The following is a 24333-nucleotide window of genomic DNA, read 5'->3' as shown; positions in this document are numbered from 1 at the left end:
CCTCCATCGTAGACATGAAAAATCACCCCACGCCACCCGCCAAATTTACCCCTAAAGTTGTAGGTATGTGGAAAGGTGGGGCTATTTTGTGACACCTGAGCGCACCTCTTAGGTACCTATGCGAGTAGTTACTATGGCTTTTAGATGCCATCGAACGCCTTCACCATGCGCCTGACGCCCGCGCAAACCAAAGTCGTGGAGAAGCTTAGCGCGAAGCTTGGTATCGACAAGACGAACGTGATCCGGCTGGCCATCGCGCGGCTTGCCGAGGCCGAGGGAGTTATCCACAACTCCCCGCCCCGCTAAAACTACTGGATGTATATTTCGAACCCCTTCAGCGCGCAGCCGCCGCTGCCCGGGAGCGTTCCGGCGCCGGCGGTCGCGGATCCGCTCACGCTGATGGTGCTGAGATCGGTGCCCGCCGGGATCGTCATCGTGTAATCAGCTTCGGCCGTCACGGCACTGAAGCTCACGAGGTTGGTGACCGTGCCGCCGATCTTGACATCGATGCTGCCAGAGATGGTTGTTCCGGAGCTCCCGCCGCCATCAAAGCTTGCGATCACATGCAGCGTGGTCGCGCCTGCAGGGCTGACGGATGGGAAGCCGGCCCACTGGCACTGGCCGCTGCTCACATGGCCGACAAAGGATCCGGGCGATCCTGTCGTCCACCAGTTGGAGCTGACAATGGCCTCGCTGGTCACGTCGTTGTCGTAGGCGGCCACGGGATTCGACGTTGTCGAGTTGCCCAGGTCCGAGAAGGTCGAAGGCTGGTAGCGCGGCGTGTAGCTGGGCGTGACGATATCGCCGATCAGGAAATAGCCGACCTTGTTCAGATAGTCCGCAGGATTCTGCGTGGCGATCGGCGTGATGGTGCCGCCGGAGAACGTCGCGTCGACATAGTACACGTGGTAGAGCTGCGATTGATTCAGGCCGGTGAGGATGGTCGGAGACGGCGTGCAGGCCGGCGTGCCGATGGTAGGCGTAAAGGGCAGCACGGTGATGTTCGCAGTGCCATCGGCCAGGCCCTGCGCGCTCAGCGTTCCCGGAGGTGCGACGGGACTCCCCGAAGTGGCCGACGCCGAGTAGCCGTTGCTCACCGTGATCGGTCCAACCGCAATCCAGTCAGAAGGGACGCCGGCGCAGTTCACCGCCCGCACCTGGATGTTGTACTGCGCACCGTCGGTGACGTTCGGGATGAAGATATGGTCATTGCTCGGATCGACCTTCGCCAACCCTGACCAGGTAACCGCGGCCAGCGGCTGCCACTGCACCTCGAGATGGCCGCCGGAGACCACGTTCGCATCGTTGGGCTGGAGCCAGCGCACATAGATCGAGTTCTGCACGCGGCCATCGGCGCCCGTCGTGAACGTGGACGGATACGTGATGCCATCGATCACCGCGCCTGGGCCGGAATATGCGGTGACATCCTCCGGAGGCGCGCAGAGGCGCACGCCGACGTTCTGCGGCTGCTGGTAGCCCTGTGGGGTGAGCTGCTCGGTGGAGGCATTCCAATCGAAGCTCGATGAATCGGTCTCGGTAACATCGAGCTCCACATGCGGCCGGACGGCGCCGCCCTTCATCTGCTTGAAAACCACGCGGCTGGCCAGCACTTCGAAGGGTTTGCGCAAATAGGTGTAGCGCGGATGCGTGAGCGTGATTACGTCACAGGCCACGGCGCGATAGGAGCTCATCTTGCAGGTCAGGGTCATGCGGCCCTGGCCGTTGCGCAGGCGCATGAGCGCGATCTTCGCGAGGCGCTGCGCGGTGGCCGAATCATCGGTGCACGGGAAGTGCGCGTCTTTGTAGATGCGCTCGCCGCCATCCTCGGCGAGGTAGGGATCGCTAACGAACCCGTGCTTCGCGTCCATCGCATAGGCGGGCACGTCCGCGAGCTGGTAGGCGTTCTCCGGCGAGACGTAGGTGCCCTTGATCGCGTTGGCGGTGTCGCTGATGCTGAGGCGCGGCCGGAAGCGGATAGGACCCGCGAGATCCGCATCGGTGAGATCGAGCGTGGGCGTAACCCACCCGGCCGGAAAGATGGAATACTGGCCGCCCTGGTAGCTCACGCGGCCGGCGCAGCTCGAAAGCATGTCCTTGAGCACCGTGCCGCGCGCGTCGGAGAGCTGGAAGAACGTGTTGCAGCGATAGCGCCGGATCGTACCCCCGGCGGCGAGAGCCACGGTCTCATCGCAGAGGTTGGCCGCGGCGATGAGCTGCGCAGTGGGAATGTCAGTGCCGATGGTCATGCCGAAGCCGCCGCGCTTTTTGGGCAGGCACATCATGTCGGCGATGCAGAGGGCAGCATTGTCGGTCCAGCCGCGCAGGCCGGTGCGCGGATCCAGGATGTCGTTCTTCGCATCGAGCACGAAGGAGACATTGGGAATCGAGCTCGGAAAAACGCCATCGTCATAGCCCATCTGCACGTAGACCAGCGTATGGCCAAGGCAGAGGTCAGAGGCCTTCCAGGACGTGCCCGCGGCGAGCAGCGTAGGGAACGTCGAGGTGTGATTGCCGTCGAGAAACGAGACGCGGATCTTGTCCTTGTAATCGGAGAACGTGGTGCGCGCGCTGCCTCCGCTCGTGGAGGCGATGTCAGGGCCGCCGCAGATATAGGTGAGAACCGTCGCATCGGCAGGGTTGGGTTGCGTGACCAGGAATGTTCCATTAAGGGTGTTATCCGGCGCGCTGCGGATCTGCAGCGTGGTGCCGTCAGCGCCGATGATACCCCCGCCATCGAGGTGCATGGTGACCACGCCGGCGGTGCGGCTAATGGAAGTGATATTACGTACGGCCTGTGTCGGGGAGAAGCTTACCCAGTCGCTGCCCGATGGAGTGAGCAGCACCTGCTTGCCATCGATGCGGAGCTGGAAGGAGCCGATCTTCGAGGGATGGCAGAAGAGCGCGTAGACCCGATGGAGCTGCTTGTTGTTCGACGTGGATCCGCTCACGCCGGTGTTGTTGTTGGACTCGCGGAAGATCTCGACGCCGCCGACCTTCTGCCGTCCATAACCATAGGCCCAGGGACCAATCGGCGTTGTCACAGCGACGGCGATGCCGCTCTTGTTGGTGCGGAGAGCGTCAGCCAGGCCAGCCATGATCTGCGAGGCGCCCATGCTGACCAACGCACTCGTGACCGCCGCATGCGAAAGCGTCATGCCGAGCAGCGCTATCCCCGAGCCGGGGATGATGAACGATGCGCCGATCGCGGCCGCGCCGATCGCGACTTCAGTGACTGCTTTTGCCATGAAGAAAAGCTCCCGAAGAGTGTTAGGACTTTTTGTTGCGCTCGCGGGCCAGCGCGACCCACACCGCCAGCTGCGTTGCAGTGCGCGCGCCGCTGCGCCGTACAGCATTCGCCATGTAATTCCTCACGACCTGGTGCGAGATGCCCAGCTCGGCGGCGATTTCCTTGTATTCGAAGCCCCTGCAGAGCAGGACGACAATCTCCGCCTGCCGCGGTGTGAGGTCGTCTTTCATATCCGCCATGCGCGCACCGCGTGACTCATCGGCAGACGGAGCAGGCCTGCGCTGTAAGGCGTGAGCAGATGGTGGCTGTGCAGGTCCACGATGCCGAGCGAGGCGCGTTGTCCGGAGCGAAGTTGCACCGCATCGCCGCGGCTCGCGAATGTCGGCGCAATTGGCTCAATGCCAAACTGCGCCGCCAGGTGATCGGCGATCGCGGCCATGGTCGGTTGTCCGCAGAGCGCGCGGATCGCCGCGAAGGCCTCGCGACGGAAGCGATACTTGCCGCGCAGCTCGCCGGCGACGTCGATGCCGGTCATGGTCTCGATGGCGCCGGCGACGAACAGGCCGCAGTCTAGCTCGCCGTAGCGAAACGGCCGATGCGCGCAATCGACGATGTACGCGCTGAGGCGCGACTGCCAGTCAGGGCGGCGGATCATCCGAGCCGCTTTACCTCTGCGCGCACCCGGTACACGCGCTTGCGTACGATCTGAGTTGCTTCATCCACACCGAGGTACCGAAGGAGGGCGGCCCGATGCTCCGAAGAATGGTTGGCACAGGTCGCGATTTGGTGGCAACACTCACGCGCCCAACTATGCGCGACGAACAGATGCAGCAAAACTCGGCGCAGCGTGAGTTCAGCAGAAAACAGCTCTTCGCGGCGATGTTGTTGAGCGCGTGTCCCAGTCGACTTCGTCATGGGCTCAGCACCCGTCCGTCAGGTAACCGTTGCGTAAAAAGCCGTGATAATTCCCGCACAGGATCGACCCCGCGCCAGCGGCGCAGGTGTGGCCATTCTTATCTACGGTGATCTCCGGGACATTGCCATGCCGCACCCAGCAGCGATGCGTTTTATCCGCCGGCATCGTGCAGTTGCTGCAGCGCGAATCGATGTTCCAGTCGCCCCCGGGCGTCTTCACAATCAGCGGCGGTTCAAACTGATTGTCCCAGTCCCAGTCATACAGATGCCGACCGGCGGCGTCTTTGCGCTCATCTGACTTATACCAATCGGCAAACCACATAGCCCCGGCTGGAAATTCATCGATGCGGCGTTTGGTTTCGCCGGTATCGGACCGTTCCCACATCGAACCAACACAGCCGCTCGTGGAGACAAGACCCGCGCGCTTCTCTGCGCAATGCCGGCACACGCCGTCGAATTGACGAGAAACCGTGCCAAGCGCGAAGAACTTCTCAGCTTCGTTCTGCTCGCCCCGGAAAAGCTCCGCCTCGAAGAAGTGAGAACCCATATAACCCTTGAGGCAGCCAGCTATACCATGCAACGACACTTCGACCGTCCAGACCTTGGATGGTTGGATTAGAAAGCATTTATAAGGCATGAAAGACTCCTATTCCCAGTCCGGGATCTCGACGGTCTGGCCAGCGAGCGCGTGCGTGGAGTCGGCCAGGAACTGAATGCGGCCATCGCGCACAAACGAGTGGCATACCGAGCAAACAAACGGCGCGGGCTGGTCCGGATGCTGCGCGTTGTAGGTGCACCAGCAGGTGTCAGGATTCGCGCGGCCCTCGGCGTAGTGCCCGCTGCGGATCAGGATGCTTGGATTGAACGTGGGCGCATCGAGCGATCCATTCCAGCCCCACGCATGCGGTCCCTCGACGCGAACGCCATGGCCACCTTTGCAGCCAGGGCAGAAAAACGTCACAATGCCGCCTTCGCAGCGGCGAGCCTTCTGCGCCATCGCAATCTCCGTTAAACGTTGTTGACCGAGCTGGGCGAGCGGCCCCAGAAGGTGATTTGTTCCTGCAGGCCCGCGACATGGGTGAAGCCTGTATCGACAGTGGTAGACGGCAGGCCCAGGCGCGCGAGAGTATCGGCGAGATCGAGCTGCTGATCCTCGTCGCTGAGTCGCCTGTTGATGGCGCGGTTCATATCGACCAGGATGTTTTCGAGGTTGATGGTGACGGGGCAGGTAATGCCGTCGTCGACAATCTCCGGCTCATCCATCAGGCCCTGGTAGATCATGATCGGGTCCGCGATGATCGCGAGGCTCTCATCGAACGCCGCGAGCCAGATCTTCGCCGTCTCCATGAGGCGCGTCTCGAACAGCACATCGTTCACGCGCTCGCTGGAGATGCCGGAGAGGCCGATCTTCACGCCCTTGGCTTCGACGTTCGAGTCTTCGGAGATCCCTTCGATCGAACTCAGATCGCCGATGCCCTTGAACGTCATGCCGCTCCAGACCAGGTCGCCGAGGCCGGTCCAGACATAGATGGTCTCGCTGGCGAACTCGAGTGAAGCCAGGACCGCGCAGCGAAGGACAGGCGCAGAGAGCGCGGCCTCCATCGCAGTTGTCATTTGGCGTGGCACGGTTAGATGGCCTCCCGGATGGCGAAACCGCTCAGGCCGTAGTTGCCCACGTTCACTGAGTCTTTGTTGCCGCTGTTGTTGACCAGGCGGAACATGCCGCGGCAGTTGTGGGTGATGATTGCCGCGCCGTCCGCCGGCAGATCGCGCAGCGGCGGCCAGATGGGCAGCGTCGCGGTTCCATCGCTGGCCACGTCCACTACGTCCATGACGGAGTAGAGCCGGTTCCCGATCTGGATGTAGTCATGGAACTGGAGCATGGACTTGATGCTTGCCGTCCAGCCGCGCGTACTGAGCGTGTAGCCGGTCTGCCCGGAGCCGTTGACTACCGGAGTGCCCGCCTTGAAGGCCGCGGCGCCCTTGGGACGCTTCGCCTTAGGATCGCCGAGCATAAAGACATTCAGCGGCCCGCGGCAGGCCCGCAGAAAGGCTTTCCACGCATCGTGCGACCAGCGGTCCATGGGCGGAAAGCTGACCTGGCCTTCCCACCAGGACTGCATCCAGTCGTAGGTCTGCGTGGACGCGTCGAAGGGCGAGACGCTGGCGGACACCGCTTCGTGATCGTCCCACTCGATCGACGAAGGCGCCGTCACACGCGGCACCACGTCGCAGGGCAGCGCGATGACATTCGCGCCATTGAAGGTAGTACCTGTGATCAGCATGGCTCTCCCGCGCGCTATTTCTTCTCTGCAGCGTCTGAGTCGAGCATGCGCCAGGCCGCGCCAACGACGAGAGGTCCATAGAGCATGCCGACACGCTTCTTAAGCAGCGTTATCTCTTCCGCGCTCAGCACCACATCTTTTTGCGCGTAGATCTTACGGGCGAGCTGGTCCATCGCGAACTTCTGTTCGCCAGCCATTTCGCGATCCGCATCCACGGGGGTCTCCAGCGCGTTGATGCACACATAGCTCAACGTGACTTGAGTCGGATCCTTTTCGCTTAACGCGATCGGATGCGAGTTCAGGTCCAGGAGCTTAGCGGTGAAATCGATATGGCGCCCGATCGGAGCCTGGGCCTGCGCATGAGCCGCGCCCACAAAGAGCGATACAGCGACGACGATAAACAGGACGAAGAGCCTCACTTGCATAGAATTCCTCTCTTTTTTCAGGGAAGGGTTGACAGGTTAGTAGTCGGTGAGAACTATGGTGCCGGTGGAAGTAGTGCCCGTGATTGTCACGGCGCTGGCAGACAAGGAAGTGACCACGCTGGCGGCGGTGCTGCTGGAAGCGAAGATCCCGGGAGTGTTCGCAAACGCGGTTGGGAAGGTGTAAGTAGCCGCACCGTTGCAGGCAGCGAGATGGATCACAACGGTCTTGTGCGAGGAACCGAGGAACGGCTCGCTGGAGATGATGGAACCGGAAGTTCCGCAGCTCGTCGTTGTCTGCGCGGCCGTCGAATAGAACTTAGGCGTGGATAGCCCATTTGGCGTCGAGACAAGCCCAGTGTTATCGCCAATCAGGAATATCTTGTTGCTCGTATTCAGAGCCGCAATCCCTCGGATCAGGAGGCTGCCGATGGTGGAAGTATTGGGGCCAATCGAGTCCATCACCAACTGGGTTGAGGTGAGGGAGAACACGGCGGCCGTAGTCAGGGAGGAGTAGGACGGGGACGACGTATTTTGCAGGGTGAACCACTTCGACTGAAGTCCACCTGGGTGGATGGCGTTCCCCGCGTTGTCAATGGTCATCGCGGTGATTACACCCGCGCCTCCTGCTTCCTGAAGCCGCAAGCTGAAGGTCGGATAGGTGGAAGCGTCCGGCCCGTAGAGATCCAAAAAGCCGCCAGAGCTATAACCCAAGGACCCGGCAGAGGTTAGCGCGGACGGAGGCGTATTGTTGAAGACGTAGGATTTCGCGGTCACTCCTCCGCCGAAGATAGCGTTGACGCTGGCATCGCTGCTCAAAAAATTGGTGTGGCTTGCGTTGCCGGCAGTCATCACACGGAAGAGGTACTGCCCATTGACGGCGGGCGTCGGGCCGACAGCATCGAACACAAACTGCGGATTGCTGTATTCGATCAGGCCGATATTCGAGTAAAGAGTGTAGGTGGCGGGAGCGCCGCCGCGAATGCCCGCGTAGAGCGAGAACATCGCCCCCCAGGGCCGGGAGACCGTGCCGAGTTGCTTGCCAGAAGACGAGACAAGGTTCGATTGGCAATCGAGATCCCCATTGATTCCGAACCCGCACACACCTGGGCCGCCGCTCTGCGCAATCGCCCCGCCATTATTGGAAGGGAGCGTAACATTCGGCGAAGCCACGTTGCCTATCAGGGGTGCGACGGCCGCCGCGATCAGGCTCTGGCCATAATCGTTGAAGTGCAGCCAGTCGGTCGCAGTGAAGGCCGCACCCGATGAATACGAGGCGGCGGTCGTACCGTTTTGAGCGCGAAGGCAGCTTGTTACCGTGATATTTGGATAAGTTCCCGAAACACCAGTGACGAGAATCTGCTCGCCGCCAGCCATATTCATAATGCCGTTTACTTCGAGGCTGAAGATTGAAGAGGACGTCATGACGACCGCCGGGCACCCCGTGGTGCCGAGAGCGCCATTGAGCGTGCCCTGCATGCTGACAGCGCGCTCCGTGTAGGTCGGAACCACACCGGCGTTGTGATCGCTCACATCCGCTGCATTCCCCGCGTTATATCCCTGCGCCAGCGCGTAGTTGGCGTCTACATAGGAGGCTCCGTAGAGCGCCGCTCGCGAATTGTTGATCGACCAAAACGAGTTTGCGCCCGGATAATTCCCAGGGCCGGCGCCCTCTCCATAGGGAATAGACAGGAACAGGAACGGCAGCCCGAGAGTGTTGAACTTCGCAGCGAGAGTGGCGTCATTCGCCTGGACTTGCGATACAGAGCCGTGATCGTTGTACCCGGTGAGAACGATCTGCGGGCCTGACGGATCAGTCGTGGTCCATTGCTGAGTGCCCGCGCATGCTGCAGATCCGGAGGGCGTGAATGTTGCGACGTGACCGGTGCCCTCGCTCGCCGTTCCTGAGACACCACAGATAGTGATCGGAACGGAGTTTGTATCGGTAAAGAATGCGTTGTAAGTCGGCTCATAGCCCGATGTGAAAGTGATAGTGACCGGCGTGCCCGAGGTCAGCGAGCCGCCGGTGATGGTCGCTTGCTGTTTAGAAGTGCCGGCAAAGGCGTTTGCGACCGCGAGCGTCTGGTTCGAAGTCTGACCAGGGATAGCAAGAACGGTGAAGGATTTCCCGGCCATGGAGGGAAGCGCCGCGAGAGCCGCAGCCAGTCCATGTCCGGTGGTAGGGCCGCAATGCCAGGGATTCGCGAGCGTGCCCTGGCCGCCACAGAACAGAGAGTCGCCGCGGATCTGCGCAGTAGTCCACGTAGTAGATGCCGCCTGAGTGGTGACAGCACCGAGACTCAGCCCTTTTGCTCCATCCGACGATACGCCGGGATAGCTGAGAGAACCGCCGGGTATGCCCTGCGGGCCCTGGAGGCCTTGCGGCACGGTGAAGGCGAAGTGATACTGCCCGCCAGTCAGCATCGAAAGCGTGACGGCGGCGGAGCTGCCCGGCGCACCTGTCGTGGTGCTAGGCGCGTCGAAGATTGTCGAGGGCAGGATACTCACGGGCGAGCTCGGAACGTACGTATCGAGGCTCCAGGTAGTGCCGGTCGGCTGGACGCAGCCATACGGACCGCCCGGCCGCACGTGGATCCCGTCCGACTGCAGGCCCGCGCCCAGAATCACGGTGCCGGTGTCGTCGAGAGCCGTAATGGCGTAGGCGATGTTGGGCGTGGTCTGCAGCGCGTCCGGAACCGCTTTCGAGGATGCGCCGTTCACCACAGGAACCTGGAAGGGCAGTCCGGAGATCTGGCCATTCGAAGCGCCCACGCGCGCGGCGCCGACGCCGGCATTACATCCGGAGACGGGCTGCAGATAGAGCGTGCCGCTGCCCACAAGCGACAGGCTGCCGCCCAGATAGGTCGTGGTCACCGTGGTGTACTGCGCGCGCGCCTGGACGGCAAAGCACGCGAGCAGGCACACAACCGCGATCGCCGCGCAGGCGCGCAGCCGGAAAAGACAGGTCATGGAAATTTCCTCCGGAGTTTTTTTGAGCGGTTGACGTTGACTGCGTTGCGTTGTTTACCGCGGCACGCGCCGCTGCCGATCGGCCATGGCGTGCGCAGCGCTGGCGGCGGCCGACGCATGCACGCGCTGGAATCCCTGTTCGATGTTCGACCTGGTCAAGGCCGGATCCGTGCCCCTGGCGTCAACGTGTTCGATATAGACGCCGCCGCCAGCGCCCGCACCCCATTTCATGCTGTCGCGATTCGACAAGATCGGGCGAGGCGAGCTCAGCGGAGGCAGGATCTCCGGGCCATTTTCACCGACCATGACCGGAAGGTTAGCGGGGATCTCGCCGCCACCGGCGAAACCAAGCAGGTGGCTGAAGATGCCGCCAAGGCCAGACAAGCGACCGCCGAAAAGCTTCCCAGCCCAGCCCATAATTCCATGCCCGGCAACATCAGCTACCGCGCCAGCCGGGCCTGAGACGGACGGCTGCGCCTGGCCGCCGAAAAGCTTTGCAATGTCAGCCGGAATGCCAGCCCCGCCGACGATATTACCGTTGTTGTCCACAATCACATGAAATGGGCTTCCGGCCGATCCGTCGACCTTTTTGGAGCCGAGTCCCAACCCGTGAAGAAACGACCCCTCCAGCTTCTCCAGGCCCGTCTTCATCAGGCTCTGGCTGGCTCCGCGAAAGACACCGCCGAAATCGGTCTTGCCGCCAGTCAATCCCTTGGCGGCTTCAGAATTGATGCCGTCCATGAAGCGTCCGGCAATCTGCGCGATTTGCTGCTGTGTGTTCTGCGCCTTTGCGATCAGCTCATCCCACACGCTGTCGATGGCGCCTTTCCATGTGTCACTGAGGACCTGCTGCTGATCCTCGAGAGCGGAGATGCGCGCCTTATTCTCCAGCTCCGCGATCTGCGTGCGCAGCTGGACTTCTTTCGCGGCGTAGCCCGTATCGCCCAGTGTCGCGGCCAGGGCTTCGCCCTTCTGCATTTCCTCCAGCTGCTCATTTAGCGCCTCGAGCTGCAAGCGATACTGCTCAGCGTGCGCAGCCTGCGCGTTCATGGACGCATCGAGCGGCGAGATCTGGCCGTGGAGCAGGTTGACCTTATCCACCGCCGCTTGCCACTGTGCATTTAGAGAGGCCTGCGCCTCGGCAGCCTTGGTTGTAGCTTCGCGCAGCGCCTGGCCCTGCTCGGAGAACAACCCAAAGGTGCCGCCCGAGGAGATCGTGAAGCCGGCCGCCCGGGTCATCGAGTCAGGCATGCGGGGCTGCTCACGGAGCCGCCGAGCCTCCTCTTCGCGAAACTTCTGGAAAGCCTCGTGCGTGCGATTGAGGATCTGTGCGAGCGCCTTGTTCGCTTCGTCCTGCGCATACTGCGCGGCGGCTCCCTTGGACAGATTGGCGCGGGCCTGCCAGAATGCAGCCTCTTCCTGCAGCGTCGTGTAGTGATGCGCCTTGAGCGCCAGCAATTGCCGCTGCCAGCTCTGTTCGAGCAGCCTGGTCTCCTCATCCGTAGCCTTGACGGGCGAGCGCGATCCAGGCTCGCTGGTCTTTGTGACGACCTTCGTCATCTCCTGCCGCATCTTGTCGATTTCCGCCTGGGTGGCCACAAGCTGCGCGCGGGCCTCCTTGGCCTGCTCCTTGGCAATCGCCGGAATCCCGGTATCGATCTTGTATTGCTCCGCAATGCGAGCGTTGGCCTGAAACACCGGATCGGCGTTGTTTCGGTTGACGGATTGACCATAAGGGTCGAACTGGAACCGCTGAGCGTCGGGCGCGGTCGCGAAATATTCGGCGACGCGGAGCTTCTCACGCAGCACCGGCATCATTGACTCAAGTCCTTGGACCTTACGAAGCATCTCCTGTGCCCGCGCGGTCGCCTCAGCCGCAGGCCCCTCGCGTTCCCCGGTGGTCTGAAACGAACTCTCTTTTTCCGCGGCGATGCTCTGATCGATCTGTTGCTGGAACTGCTTTATGTTGTCCTCTTCCTCTTTGACCTTTTTCCCGAAGCCTTCGAGCTTGAGAATCGCGCCATCCAGCCATCCGGTGCCAAGGGTGTTAGCGAGATCCTGAGCCTCATTGCCGAAATCAACTAGCTCCCCGACTACGCCCACGACAGCCGCACCCAGCGCGACCGCTCCAACAACCGGAAAGGCTTTTTCGAGCAGTGGCGCGAGTCCGAGCGTAGTTGATACGAAGCGCTCGGCAGCGCGGATGTTATGCGTGATATTGCCTTCGAGCGTGCGCACCGCGGCCGATGCGGCAGACATGGCCGGAATGCCATGCTCGGTAGCGGCGTTCACCATCTTCTGCGCGTTCTCCTGGCCGGCGAGCGACCGCGCCAGGATGTCAGCCTTGAGCGCTGCCATCTCGCGGGCACGCGCAACCTCAGCCTCTTTCTCGGCGGCTCGCTCCTGCGCAAGCAATTCCCGCTGCCAGGCCTGACGGGCACGCTCAGCAGCGCGCTCCTGCATGGCCGCAGCGCGATCGATTTTGCCGCCCGCTTCTGTAATCTTGTCGCCGGCGAGCTCGGCAGCCACAGCCGCGGCCTTGAGCTGCGATGCCGACGCCTCGACAGAGCGATCGAACGCCGTGTTGTCCGACTCAAAGAACGCGCGGACCGAACCGATTCCCGTTGACGCCATTCAGCTCACCCACTTTTGCAATTGCTTTTTCATTTCGGCGGCGTAGGCCGCCAGTGATGCCTGCCAGCTCGCCTCATAGGCGGGCCGCAGGAACGGATGCTCTTGCACTTCACCGACGCGGCGGCCGTGCCCCTGCAGCTTGCCGCGCTTGAGGCTCAGATAGCCACCTTTGACCAGGAAGTGTCCATACTCGACCCAGTGCGCCACATGCCAGTTGAGGGTTGGGCCGATCCAGGCGCGCACCACGCCCAGCTTTTCCGACCGCTTGAAGAACTTAATGCTGAGATCTTGTTTGAGCGCTCCCGGCGGCAGCGCAGTGCTCTCGGCTGTCTTCTGATCCAGGATCGGCGCCGCGGTCTCCATTGCTTCGAGGATGACGGTGGCACCGGCGCGCACCGCCTGCCGAGTAGCGTCCCGGTTGACTGCCTCGCGAAGGAGCTTCATCTCGCCCTGCATCTCGTTCCAGCCGGTCGACCGCATACGCATGGGCATTGTGAACTCCAATAAGAAAGCCGCCCCGAAAGGCGGCTTTGACGAATTAAACGGAAGGCGAAACTAGTCGCCGGGATGGAACGGATAGCGCCCCACGCAGCGATCGAGCTCGGTTGCCATCTTCATCCCTTCGACACGCACATCGTCGGCAGGTTGATTGTCCGATACCCGAAGCGCGATGATCTTTGAATCGCTCCGGTAGATGTTGAGAATCGAAACGCAAGAACTAAACTTCGTCGCGCTTATCCGATCCGTCTCGCCCCATGCAGGAATATCCTCGGCCGCCTCGCGGGCATCGAAAAGTGCGTTTTTGTACGGGGAAAATACCCTATCGTCATCATCCTTATGTAGCCACGCCTTCTGAAAGGCCACCTGCGCCACAGCCTGCGCCTGGCTCCATTGGCGGTGATGGACATACCTCACAACTCCGTAACCGATGACTACGAGGCCCAGAAGGCTGCATAGTATCCACGTGCGTTTCATGCGCCGCAGTATACACCCGATCAGCGGGCCAGGCGCTCAAAAACCGCCATCAGACCCTCTGCCAGCCGCTTTTTGGACTGCCAGCGCCCACGGGCCCGCGGTTTCGTGTCCGGATCGGGCAGGATATCCGAGACTCGGACCGGGTCCGCCGGTCCCCTCATACTGAAGTTGATGATGTCGGTACGCAACTGCGCCCACATTGTCCTCTTTTCGCGCTCCTGCCGTTTCCACTCATCGCAAAGGGCGATATACATGCGCGGCGTGATCCCAAAGAACTCTTCCTCAGACAGGCCGATGCGCACGCGCGCAAAGGCCAGGTATTCATGCCAGCTCGGCGCCCGGCCTACTTTCCGGGCGCGGTAGGGACCGGCTTTTTGTCCGCCTCCGGAACGGCCGTCTTCCAGGCCTCGCGGATCTTTTCGGCCACATCCCAGAGGTTGTCAAACGTGAGCAGCGCAAGCGCCTCTGCGAAGCTCAGATCAGGATGGAACGTCCGAACCGCGGCGGCAAACACGAGCTGCGTATTGCGCAGATTCGCTACGGGAAGCGCATAGAGCAGGTTGACGCGCTCCGCAATGCCGGCGCGTGCCAGCTCGGCATTGATCTCGTTCTCCGCCCGGCCTAGGGCAGCGAAGTCGAAGCAAAGGTCATAAGTCTTGCCGGCAATGACAACCGGGGTTCTGGGCAGGGCCGGATTGTTTGTCGGCGCATTGGCTCTCTTCATCATTCGTCTCCAAAAACAAAAGCCACCCGAAGGCGGCTTTCTCTTACAGATTGTCAGGGCCCCGCGACGGCCATCACTTGATGGCGTGCGTTACACCTTTCCAGGAACGGCCGTACCAGTCGTTTGCCGAATAGCGAATCTCGACATAGCGGCCACCATTCGCCGCCGGCTTGCCCGTTCGCACCTTGAAGAGGAACTTATCCACATTGGGCGGTGCCGCGCGGTAGTCCGTGCGTTCTTTGCTCCAATAGGCGATGAGCTTCTGAAACACATCGCCAGGATCGAGAGTTGCAAGCTCGATCGCCGTGCCGTCGTCAAGCGTGATACGCGTGCCCTCCGGAACCACGCCGTGCACGGCCGCCGCGAGAGTATGAGGGTATTCAATATACCCCTCATGCCAAACGTCGGCCGCGATCGCGCCCAGAGGCGCCAGGACGGCGAGCATTGCAACGAAAAGATACCTGCGAAGCTTGGTCATGTTTGAATTCCCCCGCGCCTCGCAGTATACGCTTTAGGCCCCCGGAGTCTTGGTCACATCGCCGGTGATCTTGATGTTGACTTCGACCTGGAGCTGCTTGCTGGGATCGCCCGAATACTTGAAGCCGAGCACCAGGCCGTAGAACACGAAGCTGTTTCCGGTGGTTGTCTGTCCATCCAGCACCGGGAACTGCACCGTGATCTTGGTGGGATCAGCATCCGCCTCGGCGGCTTCGAGCGCAATCTGACCGGCATCGCTGGGCACCGCGTTCAGCTTGAGCTGCAGATTGCCGTTATCCTTGATGGTCTTGATAAACTCGTCGGCCGAGCTCGTCAGTCGCGTCACCTTTGTGGTGGCCCATTCGCCACCAAACGTTCCGTAGTCGAAAACGTCGCCGATCACAGTCGGCGTCTCGCCGACCGAGACGATGATATTCCGGCCCGCACGAGCCTTGGAACCTGCGTAAGCCATAAGCTTTTCTCCTCGCCGGCGGACCGGCCTTAGCTGGGCATGGTGTAGAGGACATAGAACTCACACATGCGGTGAAATGCACGATCTTCACCGATGAAGTCAGTTCCAGGATTGAGCAAGAGGACTTCGAGCACGAAGACGCCGTCCGACAACCGGCCCGTCCAGTCGAGCAGGGCGGCGATCGCCTTGTCGCGCAGATCGGCGGCCTTGCCGGCATCGGCGGAGTGTGCTGTCAGCTCGATGCGCTGGCGGAAGACGCCAGAGGTGTTAAACGTGATCTCATTCGAGCCGCCGACGAAACGATAGCTCAGGCATGGGTCGACATCCGGAGAGATGGGCGGCGCGGCCACCTGCCACGTCCCCTTTGAGAGCGCCTTCACTGCTGCATCGGCGGCAAGCCGCGCTACCAGACCTGCATCTACCATCGGACGCTCTCCCTCTCACTAGTTGGAATCGGCGCTGATCTGGGTGCAGGCCAGGACAACTTTGCGGTTGCGATGCTGGACGTTGTCGACCGCGTCGATATTGAACAGGTTTGAATTGAACTGAACGCGCTGCCCTGGCTTGAGGACGACATTGCTGCCGGGCCAGCGGATGGTGATCACATCCGTGGAGAGCGATACCTGGGCGTTATTCGAAAACGACATGCGGAATGTGCGCGACCCAGCGCCCTCGATCTTCGCCCAGCAGGAAAGCACTTTGTCCCACATCTTCGGATTGACGGACTTGCCGCGCGGATCCTGGGCGGTGCTGCTGACCTCCTGGATCTCGATGCGGTGGCGCAGCTCGCCGGGATTGATGACGAGAGGATCTGCAAAGGCACCCTTCATTTGGTTCTCCAAAGCTGCCCGAAGCTGAGGCAGGAGGTAACGGCAAAGGGCAGCTCAGCGTCAGCGCGAGCGCCCGGGGTGAAGGGCAGGCGGTTTTCGTACCAGGAGCCGATCAACATCAGCATGCCCATCTTGATGCGCGCTCCGGACCCGGACCAGAACGGATCGTTGGCCGCATAGCCGGAGGTGAAGCGGACCAGGATGGCCGAGGATGGCGCCGGCGTAAACGCGGGCCAGGAGCGGTTCCAGGGCGGCGTTACGACGGCGGGTTCTTTCTTGAGGTCAACGAAGTAATCCGCAGTGACGTTCATCGTGGTCACGTTGCCGGCGAGATCCGTGTACTGCACCAGGTCGACGGAAACGCAGGGGGCGCGCAGGCCGATGCGATACGCAGGCCAGTAGTCATAGCTGACATCCCACTGCTTGCGGACCAGGTCGCGGTTCTGCAGGATCTCTGCCTGCTCGCGCGCGGCCGAGATCAGGACGGCGAGTTGCGTGTCATCGTCGGTGAACGTGTCATCGAGCTTGAGATAGGTTTTAACCTCGCCCAGATTGAGCGGCTCGACGAAAGTCTGCGGCTCCTCGGTCTGCGTGAGGCGCAGAGTCCCGAAAGAGTCGAAGTTCGAATCGTAAGGCGAGACGTAGGGATAGCCGTACGGAAAGTTCATGGTCGCTGCGCTCCAGTTATTTCAGGCCCGATTCGGGCTTCAGCTGCGGCTTCGCTTGAGACGGAGCGACGACCTTGGTTTCGAACTTCCGAGGCGCCGGCGTTTGAACTTCGCGCATGAGTGCAACCTCATGCGGGGATCCCGGAGATCCCCGCCATTCTTGAGGGGTTGAAGAGGTTTAGCTGAACTGGCCCTGCACGAAGGCGTTGGGGCGCTTCACCACGTTGGCGACACGCTTCTCCGCACGGATCGCGACCAGGTTCTTCTGGAAGAAGTCCGCGTGCTCGGTCGAGATCTCGACCTGCATATCCATGCGGTCGCGGATCTCGGCTGCCGGCGGCGCACCGGTGCCGACGAGGAACTGATTCTGCGGGATCGAGGTCGTGGGAACCACGTCGAGGCCCCAGATCGACGGACGCACCGCGGTCTGCGGATCGCCGAGGATATAGCGGCCGTAGGAGTCCTTGGTGAGGCGGATCGCCCACCAATCCATCTCATTGAGGACGATGAAGGTGGGCGTCAGTTCCTTCGACCGCGCGATCTGGCTGATGGCGTGGCCGAGCTGGTCGATCTTGTTGTCGCCGGCGACGTTGAGCGAGGTGTCATAGGCCTGCGCCTGGGGGATGTACCCGTGCAGGTTTTCGCCCGTTCCATCGCCGGACAGGAGCTGCAGCTCCTCTTCGAGGTTCACGTAGTAGGGCAGCGACGTGTTGATGTAGCCGGCCAGCTCCGCGAAGTCGTCGAGGATTTGCTTGGTAGCGGGAATGAAGGCCGCGATCGTCTTCACCTTCTCCGAGGCAGACGCGAACGTCACGGCGCTCTCGTTGATGGCGTTGCCTTCTGCCGTCACGCTGCCCGCGCCAGCCGTGACGGAGAGTGCGACGCCAGTTGCGGTGGCGGTAGCATTCTTCGAAACAGTGATGGCGTTGGCGCCGGTGATGCTGGCGATCACAGATCCGGCCGCGATGCCCGTGCCGGAGATCGGCTGACCGACCTTCAGGCCCGAAGTGCTGATGGAAGTGTTGGCGATGGCCTTGCTTCCATTGGTTGTGTCGCCGGTCATGCTGATGGTGTACGACGGCGGCGACGTCACCTTGACGAAGTCGACGAGCTGCAGGCTGGTGGGACGCGCCAGGAACAGATCGCGCACGCGCAGGCCCTGGCGCGCTTCTGCCGTGATTCCGGAGATGCGATCGATGGTGAGCACGCCGGAGGTGGAAGCGCCCACCGCGGCGGAGGTGATGGTGGTTTTGCGATCGAAGAAGCGGTTCGATTTGACCGTGAACGAAACACGGCCAGAGCGGTTCTTGATGATGCGGGCGACGTCGTCGTTCTGCTTGAGCTCTTCCTCGAGCGAGAGTTCAGGCGCGCCGGCCTGGTGCTTCTCGGCAAGCTTGATATCGACGGCGTCGATCTGCTTCTGCAGCTTCTCGACAGACTCTTTGGTTTCAGTGAGCATCGTGCCGAAATTCTTCTTCTCTTCGGCGGCCTTTTCGACGTAGCTCTTCAGCTCCGTCTGCAGAGCGGACAACTGATCCTTCAGTTCCACGTGGGAACCTCCTGATTGAATTGGGTTGTGGAGTTGTGAACCTTCACCCCAGCGACGTAGACCTGTCGCCGGGGACCCCGAAACCTGCGATTACGCCCGCAGGAGCGCCCTCATAGCCTCGAGGGAGTCGGCCGCCAAGTGGAGTTCCTGCGACCCCAGCGACTTGGACCTGTCGCCGGGGGCCCCGTCTTCCGGCTTGGACTTGTGCTGGCGCGCGGCTGCGGATTTGGAAGTGGCATCCTCGGAGTCGTCGTCGACGTCCTCGCCGGCTTCGTCGTCCAGCAGTGCGGCCAAAATATCGAATGCGGATTTCATGTGGCCATGGCACTCGCTCAGCGTGCCCTTGGTGGCAGCGGAGAGCTTGCGGCCATCCTTGGTTTCACGACGGCCGGCCCAGGCCTTTGTATCCATACCGTAGAGCTCCGCGATCACGTCGAGATACTGCGGCAGGAATTCCATGTAGGCGGCGCGGAACTGATCGATCGCGGTTTCACTCGCGGCGATGATATCGGCGCGCTTGGCTCCCGATTGCCACACCGCACTATAAAGCGCGCTACGCAATGCAGAAGGAATCTGGTACCAGGCATCAAGCATTTGCTGCTCGTGCAGCTCTTCGTTGAAGTCGCCTTTCTCCTCGCGCTGCGCCTTCACATCGGTGACGCCGGCGAGCGTGTTCATGGGGAACGTGACGACGGAACCTTCCCAGAGGCGGATCTCTTTGAGATGGCGTACGCCGTCGACAACCTGCGCCTTGATGGCGTCGTAGCCGATGGACAGCCCCTTGACGATCTTCGCTTTCATCAGCAGATAGGCTTTCTTCGCTTCGGGGATCTCAAGCAAGAGCTTCCCGCTGCAGGCCAGGCCGTCGGCGGTATCCTTCAGCTCGAGCTCGCCGATCGGGCAATCCGCCTTGTGCTGCCAGAGCATGGGCACGGTGCTGCCGTTCTCCTGGAGCGTCTTGGTAAACGCGCCGGGCTCGACCACATCCCCGCCGTCGTCGACGTTGTTGTAAGGCGAGAGCATCCCCTCAAACGTGCCGTCCTCAGACACGCTCTTGATGGACAACCGCATTTCACGGCGCTTGTTCTTCATGTTCACTCCTCGCTACTTTTTGTCGCTGCCGACGCGGATGCGCACGGCCGGCGCGTTGGCGCCCTGCATGTTCTGCACGGGCGCAAGGTTGACCTGGACGTAGTGCTCGTCGCCGCCATCGATGGGGTTTTCGCCTTCCATCGCGCGAACTTCGTTGATGGAGTTCTTGCCCATCTGAAGCATCTGCGCATATCCGGCCATGCGCGTTTGGAAGTCGGCGCGGAGCAGGGCACTTAAGTCATGGCGGAAAAAGTAGCCCTGCCCCTTCTCCTCGGGCGTCAGTACGCAGCGCCACATTTCCTGCTCCCAACGAGTGAGCCAGGTCATGAGGGTGAAGCGTACAAACTGCTCGGCGAGAGACTCGATATTGCTGAACGTAGCGTGCGAGAGATCGCCCACCAGGGTGGGAAACACGCTGAACCAGCGGCAGATTTCGGGAATGGTGAACTCGCGCGATTCGATGAGCTGCGAGTCGGCCGCCGTGAGGCCGAGCTTGACATACTCTAGGCCGCTCTCAAGAATTGGCGGTTTGTGCGGATCCGAATAGGCCTTGAGCCAGTTAGCGCTGAAGCGCTCCGCATCATTGTCGTCCTTGAACTTCGACGGATGCTTTAGCGCGTATGGAACTCGGCCGCCCTTCGCATAGAAGTTGGCAACGTTGCGTTCCTGCGCGATCGCGGTACCCAGCGACTGCCGCGCCATGGTGATGACGCTGTAACCGCGCATACCGTCCCAGCCGAGGCCGCGGATGTGCAGGATGTCCTGCGGCTTGTCGCGCTGGACAGTGTAGGTCTGGTCCGGCTGATTGTTCTCCTTGACTACGTAGACCAGGCGCTTCTGGCCGGTCTTTTCGCGATCGGGAAACACCATCTGCGGCTGGATGGGATAGAACTCCATCGCCGTGCCGGTTCCGGAGCGCCGCACGATTTTCGCAAAGCCGTTACCCTGCAGGACGCAATGCGAGCTGAGCAGCTCAGTGAAATTCTGCGACGTCATCTCCGGACTGGGAGCATTCTTCATCGCGTTGTAGGTGGGATGGCCGACAGCGGGCTGCTTTTCCTGTCCCACCTGGCGCATCATGTTGAGCGCGAGAAAGCCGATCGACTCGGAGATGACCTTGTTGCAGGCCCAGACGGTGCTGAGACCCATCGCCGTCTCAGTGGAGACAGGCTCGCCGGACCAGGCGGGCAGGCCTCCGGAGAGCGCGGAGTATATGCCGTAGTAGCCGTTGCGCGCATACCAGCCGGCGGAGACCGTATCGAAAGAGAACGCCGCGGCCTTGGCCTCAGAGAACAGCGAGAGCGGCTGCTCCTCCTGCCCCATGCGGACGATGAGATCCTTGACGGCGCCTTTGATTCCTTCGAACATTTACACGCTCCTCACTACGGGCGAGATGTAGCCGTCGTCCTCGGGCGCTACGATGGCGCGCGCCAGGGCGGTGATGATGGCAACGATGCCGTCAATCTTTTCGCGGATCAGACTCTTGTCAGGCTTGATGCTGCCGGCGGCGTCAGTGGAGACGATTACGTTGGAGGCCATCCAGCGCAGGACGGCGTTGCCACCGTGTGCGAACAGGTGCGTGAGCACCAGCTCCATAAGCCGCTTGGTGGGCGCGTTGAGCGTCAGGAAGCCCTGGCGGATGGGAACCATGGTGAAGCCGTCTCCGGTGAGCTGCGTAACGATCTGTTGCGCGTTGTAGGGGTCGTAGGCGATCTCCTGAATCTCGTATTCGCCGGCGACCTCGTTTACCTTGGCCCGGATGAAGTCGTAGTCGATGACATCACCCTCAGTGAGCGTGAACAATCCCTGGCGCTCCCACACGTCGTAGGGCACCTGATCCTTTTTGGCGCGCTTCTCGATGGCTTCCTTCGGCAGGAAGAACCACGGCAACACGCGCCAGAGCGGATCGTCCGGCGCCGGCGGGAACAAAAGCACGAACGCCGAGATATCGATCGTGGTGGACAGGTCAAGGCCGCCGATGCACTTGCGGCCGCGGAGTGCTGCGGGGTCGATGGGATCGTTGCAGAGATCCCATTTGTCCATCGGCATCCAGTTGCTGTGACCGGATGTCCACACGCACATCTGGTACCGCAGGAACGTGTTGAGCGCCGACGGATCGTTGGCGGCCTGCTCCGCCATGCGCCGCATCTGCTCAATGCGGATGATGACGCCGAGAGCGGGGCAGGCCTTGATCCAGTTCTTTTCGTTCTTCCAACCGTTCGGATCTTTGATGTCCTCTTCATCGAGGCCGCAGACCCATCCAAACCAGGTGTCGTCAGGGATAATGCCCTGCAGCACCTTGACGACGTATTCCCTTTTCTTCCAGCACACCGTCTCGCGATTGAACCCGCTGTTCGTGATGGCGAACATGAGCGAGTTGGGACGCTTGCCGGAGGCCGAGTCGAAGACATCCCAGACGCCAGAGCTGGAGTGGACGTGGAGCTCGTCCAGCACCGTGAAGGATGGCCGCCGGCCAAGTAGGTTCTTATCCTCAGAGGAGACCGGCTCCATGAAGGAGGCCGTCTCCGGGATTGCCATGTTGTTAACGCCGCGCTCGGTAATGCGGGCGCGCAGATAGTCGGAGTTCTCGACCATCTGCTTCGCTGCGTTGAAGACTACCTTTGCCGTTGCCTTGTCGGTGGCGGCTATGTAGACCTGGGCGCCCGGCTCGCCGAACGCAAAGAACTCGTAGATGCAAAGGCCGGCGGCGAGCGGACTCTTGCCGGTACCGCGGCCCTGTTCGACGTAGGCGTACTTGAAACGGCGGTACCCGGTGTCCGCCCACTTCCAGCCGTAGAGGATCCAGAGCATGGCCTGCTGGTCCGGCCGGAGCTCGAAAGGCTTGCCGTTCCACTCGCCCTCGTAGTGTTCGAGGAAGAGCGGAAAGAAGTCGATGACATCTTGCGCGGCTTCGCGGTTGAAGACCAGGCCGCGTTTCGCGCCGTCTTTCAGATCGCGCTGATGGCGCTCGATCTGACGGCGGACGTGTTGCGAAGTGAGGATCCTGCCGGCCAATACATCCGCGATGTACTTTTCGGCGACGGTGCGCCTGGCCAAGTTACGCCCTCAGTTTTTTGCGCAGGTAGACGTCGCGAGGATCGGCAGTCGCGGCGGCCTTCGCATCCGCGGGAGTCGTGTTGACCTTAGAGCGGCCTGAAGGATCGAGGCCGCACTTGTTGCAGAGGCTGTTGAGTTCCTTGCGATCGGCGGACTTGATCGTGCGCTTGACCTGGAGCAGCTTGAGCTCGCAGATCTGCTCAGCGGTCCAGCGATCAGCCTTCGTGAGCCAGTCCGCCATCTCACAAAGCTCGCGCCAGAGCTCGCAGAGCTTGGCATTGTCGGCAGCCTGCGCCTGGTTCTCACGGATCGCACGGGCCTCGTCCCAGGAGATGCCGAGCTGCGCGGCGACTTCGTTGGTGCTCTTGTCCTGGGCGAACAACTCGTAGGCCTGAGCCGCGGCAGGATGAGACTGCCACCGCACCGGCGGCTCGCCCAGGCCGAGGGCAGGCTGAGGTTCTCCCTGGCGCGCGCGTGCCCTGGACGGATTCTTCCGGAGAGCGCCTGTGATCTCCAGGAGGTTCGTCGGCTTGCGCGGGCGTCCAGCCATGTTGAGGCACCTTTTCGCGTGGTTGATCCGCCATGACGCGCTCTACGGGGCATCTACGCGCGATCCTGACGGGCTTGTTATGAGCTACGGCTAACTACCTCAAAAACAACAGCTAACTGACAAAAACTCCATTTTGTGGACGCATGCAAAAGGCTGGGGCACGGTCTACGAGGCCGAGGTCGCTAGCGATTTTGACCCCCTACCCCTCCGGGCAAGTCACTCTCCCCGAGCCGTCCGCGCGCTGTGACACTCCTTACAGAGCGCTCGCAGATTGTCTTTCCGGAGCCGCAAATCCGGACGTTCGACAACCTTCAGCACATGGTGGGCTTCCGTTGCCGGCGTCGGCCGCGGCGGGTTCAACTCCAGACAATCCTGGCAGAGCGGATTCTCCTTGATGAATTCCTCTCGGACCGCCTGCCAATCTCTGTCATAACCGCGGCTCGCCGCGCTGCCCCGAGCCTTGTCATACTGCTTGCGCGGATTGCTCACCGACTTCCGATGCGTTCCGCAAAAGCCCTCGCCCGCATTGACCAACTCAGCGCAGCCAGGCTGCCCGCATGGAGTCTTACTGCGACTAGGCAACCTTAGAACCCGGCTTGCGCCAGCTCCTGCAACCCTGCCCGATACTCAACCCGCGCCGCTTCGTTGCTGATCCTGTAGTGCTCAGCAATCAGCCGGGCAGCCTTGTCCTGGTCGAGATAACCAGTCACCTGCGCCACCTTGATCGCGGCTGCATTCGCTGACTTCGCTGCACTCGGCCCGATCATCCCATTGACCAGCGCCAGCACCGTGTTCACGATCGTGGCCACCGCTGCAATATCCACCAATGCTTTCTGCTGGCTCTGAGGATTCACGATACGCGCCGCCTCCAGCACCGCCTGGTTCACCGATTGCTGCAGCGTCACAACCGCCGCCTGCAACTGCGCCAGCACCGATACACTTGGACTTGCCAGATACGCCTGCGCCTGCGCCACAACCAACTGCGCGCCCGCGTCGAATCCTTTCGTAGCCGCTGCCAGAATCGGCGCCGCCGCCGGATCCAGCACCGCAGCCGTCGCATCCACCACATGCACCGCGTTCTGCAGCGCCGGCATCCAGTTCACAATGTCCTGCGCGGCCTGCGCCTTCGTGCATCCCGTGAACAACGTTGCCTGCAGGAGCAGCGCGCACAACATCAGCACGCCCAGCTTCTGCGCAGCATTTCCATCGGGAGGCATCGGGCACGGCTTGTGTGCCGGATCATCGAGACCCGCAACCTTCCCACCGCTATTCATGAAGTTCTTGATCGACGCCAGCTCCGCATCGCTCAGCGTCACATTGAAATCGCGCGCCAGGATGCCGATCAGCGCGATGCCGATCGCAATCCCGTAACCCTTCCAGCCGCCGCTGCCCTGGTACGTCGCCGCGGCCTGCAGGCCACCCATCGCCAATCCGATGATCGTTGTCTTCCAGTTCTGCATCGCCTC

At 61.6% G+C, this 24333-nt stretch carries 27 protein-coding genes; 1 reads left to right on the top strand and 26 read right to left on the bottom strand.

Annotated elements, in window-relative coordinates; translation table 11 throughout:
- Positions 1 to 144: 144 nt before the first annotated feature.
- Positions 145 to 306 (top strand): ribbon-helix-helix domain-containing protein, encoded by a 162-nt coding sequence (locus MOP44_RS01740; RefSeq protein ID WP_260794173.1) that lies wholly within the window; start codon positions 145 to 147, stop codon positions 304 to 306.
- 2 nt (positions 307 to 308) lie between these two features.
- On the opposite strand, the gene MOP44_RS01735 is transcribed toward MOP44_RS01740, so the two are convergent.
- From MOP44_RS01735 to MOP44_RS01615, 26 genes are all read right to left on the bottom strand, one after another.
- Positions 309 to 3245, bottom strand: a complete 2937-nt coding sequence (locus MOP44_RS01735; RefSeq protein WP_260794172.1) for a phage tail protein — start codon at positions 3243 to 3245, stop codon at positions 309 to 311.
- Between the two features lie 22 nt (positions 3246 to 3267).
- Positions 3268 to 3486, bottom strand: a complete 219-nt coding sequence (locus MOP44_RS01730; protein ID WP_260794171.1) for a helix-turn-helix domain-containing protein — start codon at positions 3484 to 3486, stop codon at positions 3268 to 3270.
- Positions 3474 to 3902 (bottom strand): DUF6950 family protein, encoded by a 429-nt coding sequence (locus MOP44_RS01725; protein ID WP_260794170.1) that lies wholly within the window; start codon positions 3900 to 3902, stop codon positions 3474 to 3476. Before MOP44_RS01725 ends, MOP44_RS01730 begins: the two co-directional genes overlap by 13 nt.
- Before the next feature lie 264 nt (positions 3903 to 4166).
- Positions 4167 to 4799 (bottom strand): hypothetical protein, encoded by a 633-nt coding sequence (locus tag MOP44_RS01720; protein WP_260794169.1) that lies wholly within the window; start codon positions 4797 to 4799, stop codon positions 4167 to 4169.
- A 9-nt stretch (positions 4800 to 4808) separates the two neighbouring features.
- A complete protein-coding gene (locus MOP44_RS01715; RefSeq protein WP_260794168.1) occupies positions 4809 to 5159 on the bottom strand; it encodes a DUF6527 family protein in 351 nt (116 codons plus the stop codon).
- Between the two features lie 11 nt (positions 5160 to 5170).
- Complete coding sequence (locus MOP44_RS01710; RefSeq protein ID WP_260794167.1) at positions 5171 to 5776, bottom strand: hypothetical protein; 606 nt, start codon at positions 5774 to 5776, stop codon at positions 5171 to 5173.
- A 14-nt stretch (positions 5777 to 5790) separates the two neighbouring features.
- Positions 5791 to 6447 carry a hypothetical protein gene (locus MOP44_RS01705; RefSeq protein ID WP_260794166.1) on the bottom strand — a complete coding sequence of 219 codons (657 nt, stop codon included), beginning with the start codon at positions 6445 to 6447 and terminating at the stop codon, positions 5791 to 5793.
- A 14-nt stretch (positions 6448 to 6461) separates the two neighbouring features.
- Entirely contained in the window at positions 6462 to 6872 is a 411-nt protein-coding gene (locus tag MOP44_RS01700; protein WP_260794165.1) for a hypothetical protein, read from the bottom strand.
- Positions 6873 to 6908: 36 nt separating this feature from the next.
- Positions 6909 to 9839, bottom strand: coding sequence for a hypothetical protein (locus MOP44_RS01695; protein WP_260794164.1), 2931 nt, complete (start codon positions 9837 to 9839; stop codon positions 6909 to 6911).
- A gap of 54 nt (positions 9840 to 9893) precedes the next feature.
- A complete protein-coding gene (locus tag MOP44_RS01690) occupies positions 9894 to 12473 on the bottom strand; it encodes a phage tail tape measure family protein (RefSeq protein ID WP_260794163.1) in 2580 nt (859 codons plus the stop codon).
- Positions 12474 to 12965 (bottom strand): HK97-gp10 family putative phage morphogenesis protein, encoded by a 492-nt coding sequence (locus MOP44_RS01685; RefSeq protein WP_260794162.1) that lies wholly within the window; start codon positions 12963 to 12965, stop codon positions 12474 to 12476.
- A 63-nt stretch (positions 12966 to 13028) separates the two neighbouring features.
- Entirely contained in the window at positions 13029 to 13448 is a 420-nt protein-coding gene (locus MOP44_RS01680; protein WP_260794161.1) for a hypothetical protein, read from the bottom strand.
- A gap of 20 nt (positions 13449 to 13468) precedes the next feature.
- The gene (locus tag MOP44_RS01675) at positions 13469 to 13750 is read right to left on the bottom strand and encodes a hypothetical protein (RefSeq protein ID WP_260794160.1); all 282 of its coding nucleotides are present in this window, start codon (positions 13748 to 13750) and stop codon (positions 13469 to 13471) included.
- Positions 13751 to 13791: 41 nt separating this feature from the next.
- The gene (locus MOP44_RS01670; protein WP_260794159.1) at positions 13792 to 14175 is read right to left on the bottom strand and encodes a hypothetical protein; all 384 of its coding nucleotides are present in this window, start codon (positions 14173 to 14175) and stop codon (positions 13792 to 13794) included.
- 70 nt (positions 14176 to 14245) lie between these two features.
- Entirely contained in the window at positions 14246 to 14650 is a 405-nt protein-coding gene (locus MOP44_RS01665) for a hypothetical protein (protein ID WP_260794158.1), read from the bottom strand.
- A gap of 33 nt (positions 14651 to 14683) precedes the next feature.
- Positions 14684 to 15121, bottom strand: coding sequence for a hypothetical protein (locus MOP44_RS01660; protein ID WP_260794157.1), 438 nt, complete (start codon positions 15119 to 15121; stop codon positions 14684 to 14686).
- A gap of 29 nt (positions 15122 to 15150) precedes the next feature.
- Positions 15151 to 15546 carry a DUF3168 domain-containing protein gene (locus MOP44_RS01655; protein WP_260794156.1) on the bottom strand — a complete coding sequence of 132 codons (396 nt, stop codon included), beginning with the start codon at positions 15544 to 15546 and terminating at the stop codon, positions 15151 to 15153.
- An 18-nt stretch (positions 15547 to 15564) separates the two neighbouring features.
- Entirely contained in the window at positions 15565 to 15951 is a 387-nt protein-coding gene (locus tag MOP44_RS01650; RefSeq protein WP_260794155.1) for a phage head closure protein, read from the bottom strand.
- Positions 15948 to 16619: a head-tail connector protein gene (locus tag MOP44_RS01645; protein ID WP_260794154.1), complete on the bottom strand. Its 672-nt coding sequence runs from the start codon at positions 16617 to 16619 to the stop codon at positions 15948 to 15950. Before MOP44_RS01645 ends, MOP44_RS01650 begins: the two co-directional genes overlap by 4 nt.
- 178 nt (positions 16620 to 16797) lie before the next feature.
- Positions 16798 to 18168, bottom strand: a complete 1371-nt coding sequence (locus MOP44_RS01640) for a phage major capsid protein (protein WP_260794153.1) — start codon at positions 18166 to 18168, stop codon at positions 16798 to 16800.
- A gap of 90 nt (positions 18169 to 18258) precedes the next feature.
- Positions 18259 to 19260 (bottom strand): HK97 family phage prohead protease, encoded by a 1002-nt coding sequence (locus MOP44_RS01635; RefSeq protein WP_260794152.1) that lies wholly within the window; start codon positions 19258 to 19260, stop codon positions 18259 to 18261.
- Between the two features lie 12 nt (positions 19261 to 19272).
- Complete coding sequence (locus MOP44_RS01630) at positions 19273 to 20628, bottom strand: phage portal protein (RefSeq protein ID WP_260794151.1); 1356 nt, start codon at positions 20626 to 20628, stop codon at positions 19273 to 19275.
- A complete protein-coding gene (locus MOP44_RS01625) occupies positions 20629 to 22317 on the bottom strand; it encodes a terminase large subunit (RefSeq protein ID WP_260794150.1) in 1689 nt (562 codons plus the stop codon).
- Position 22318: 1 nt separating this feature from the next.
- Positions 22319 to 22867 (bottom strand): hypothetical protein, encoded by a 549-nt coding sequence (locus MOP44_RS01620; RefSeq protein ID WP_260794149.1) that lies wholly within the window; start codon positions 22865 to 22867, stop codon positions 22319 to 22321.
- Between the two features lie 216 nt (positions 22868 to 23083).
- Positions 23084 to 23356 (bottom strand): HNH endonuclease, encoded by a 273-nt coding sequence (locus tag MOP44_RS27955; protein WP_390905463.1) that lies wholly within the window; start codon positions 23354 to 23356, stop codon positions 23084 to 23086.
- Between the two features lie 95 nt (positions 23357 to 23451).
- Positions 23452 to 24327: a hypothetical protein gene (locus tag MOP44_RS01615; RefSeq protein ID WP_260794148.1), complete on the bottom strand. Its 876-nt coding sequence runs from the start codon at positions 24325 to 24327 to the stop codon at positions 23452 to 23454.
- Positions 24328 to 24333 lie beyond the last annotated feature (6 nt).

This window comes from Occallatibacter riparius, from assembly GCF_025264625.1.
Classification (GTDB): Bacteria; Acidobacteriota; Terriglobia; order Terriglobales; family Acidobacteriaceae; genus Telmatobacter; species Telmatobacter riparius.
This window is presented reverse-complemented; position numbering and strand designations above follow the sequence as displayed.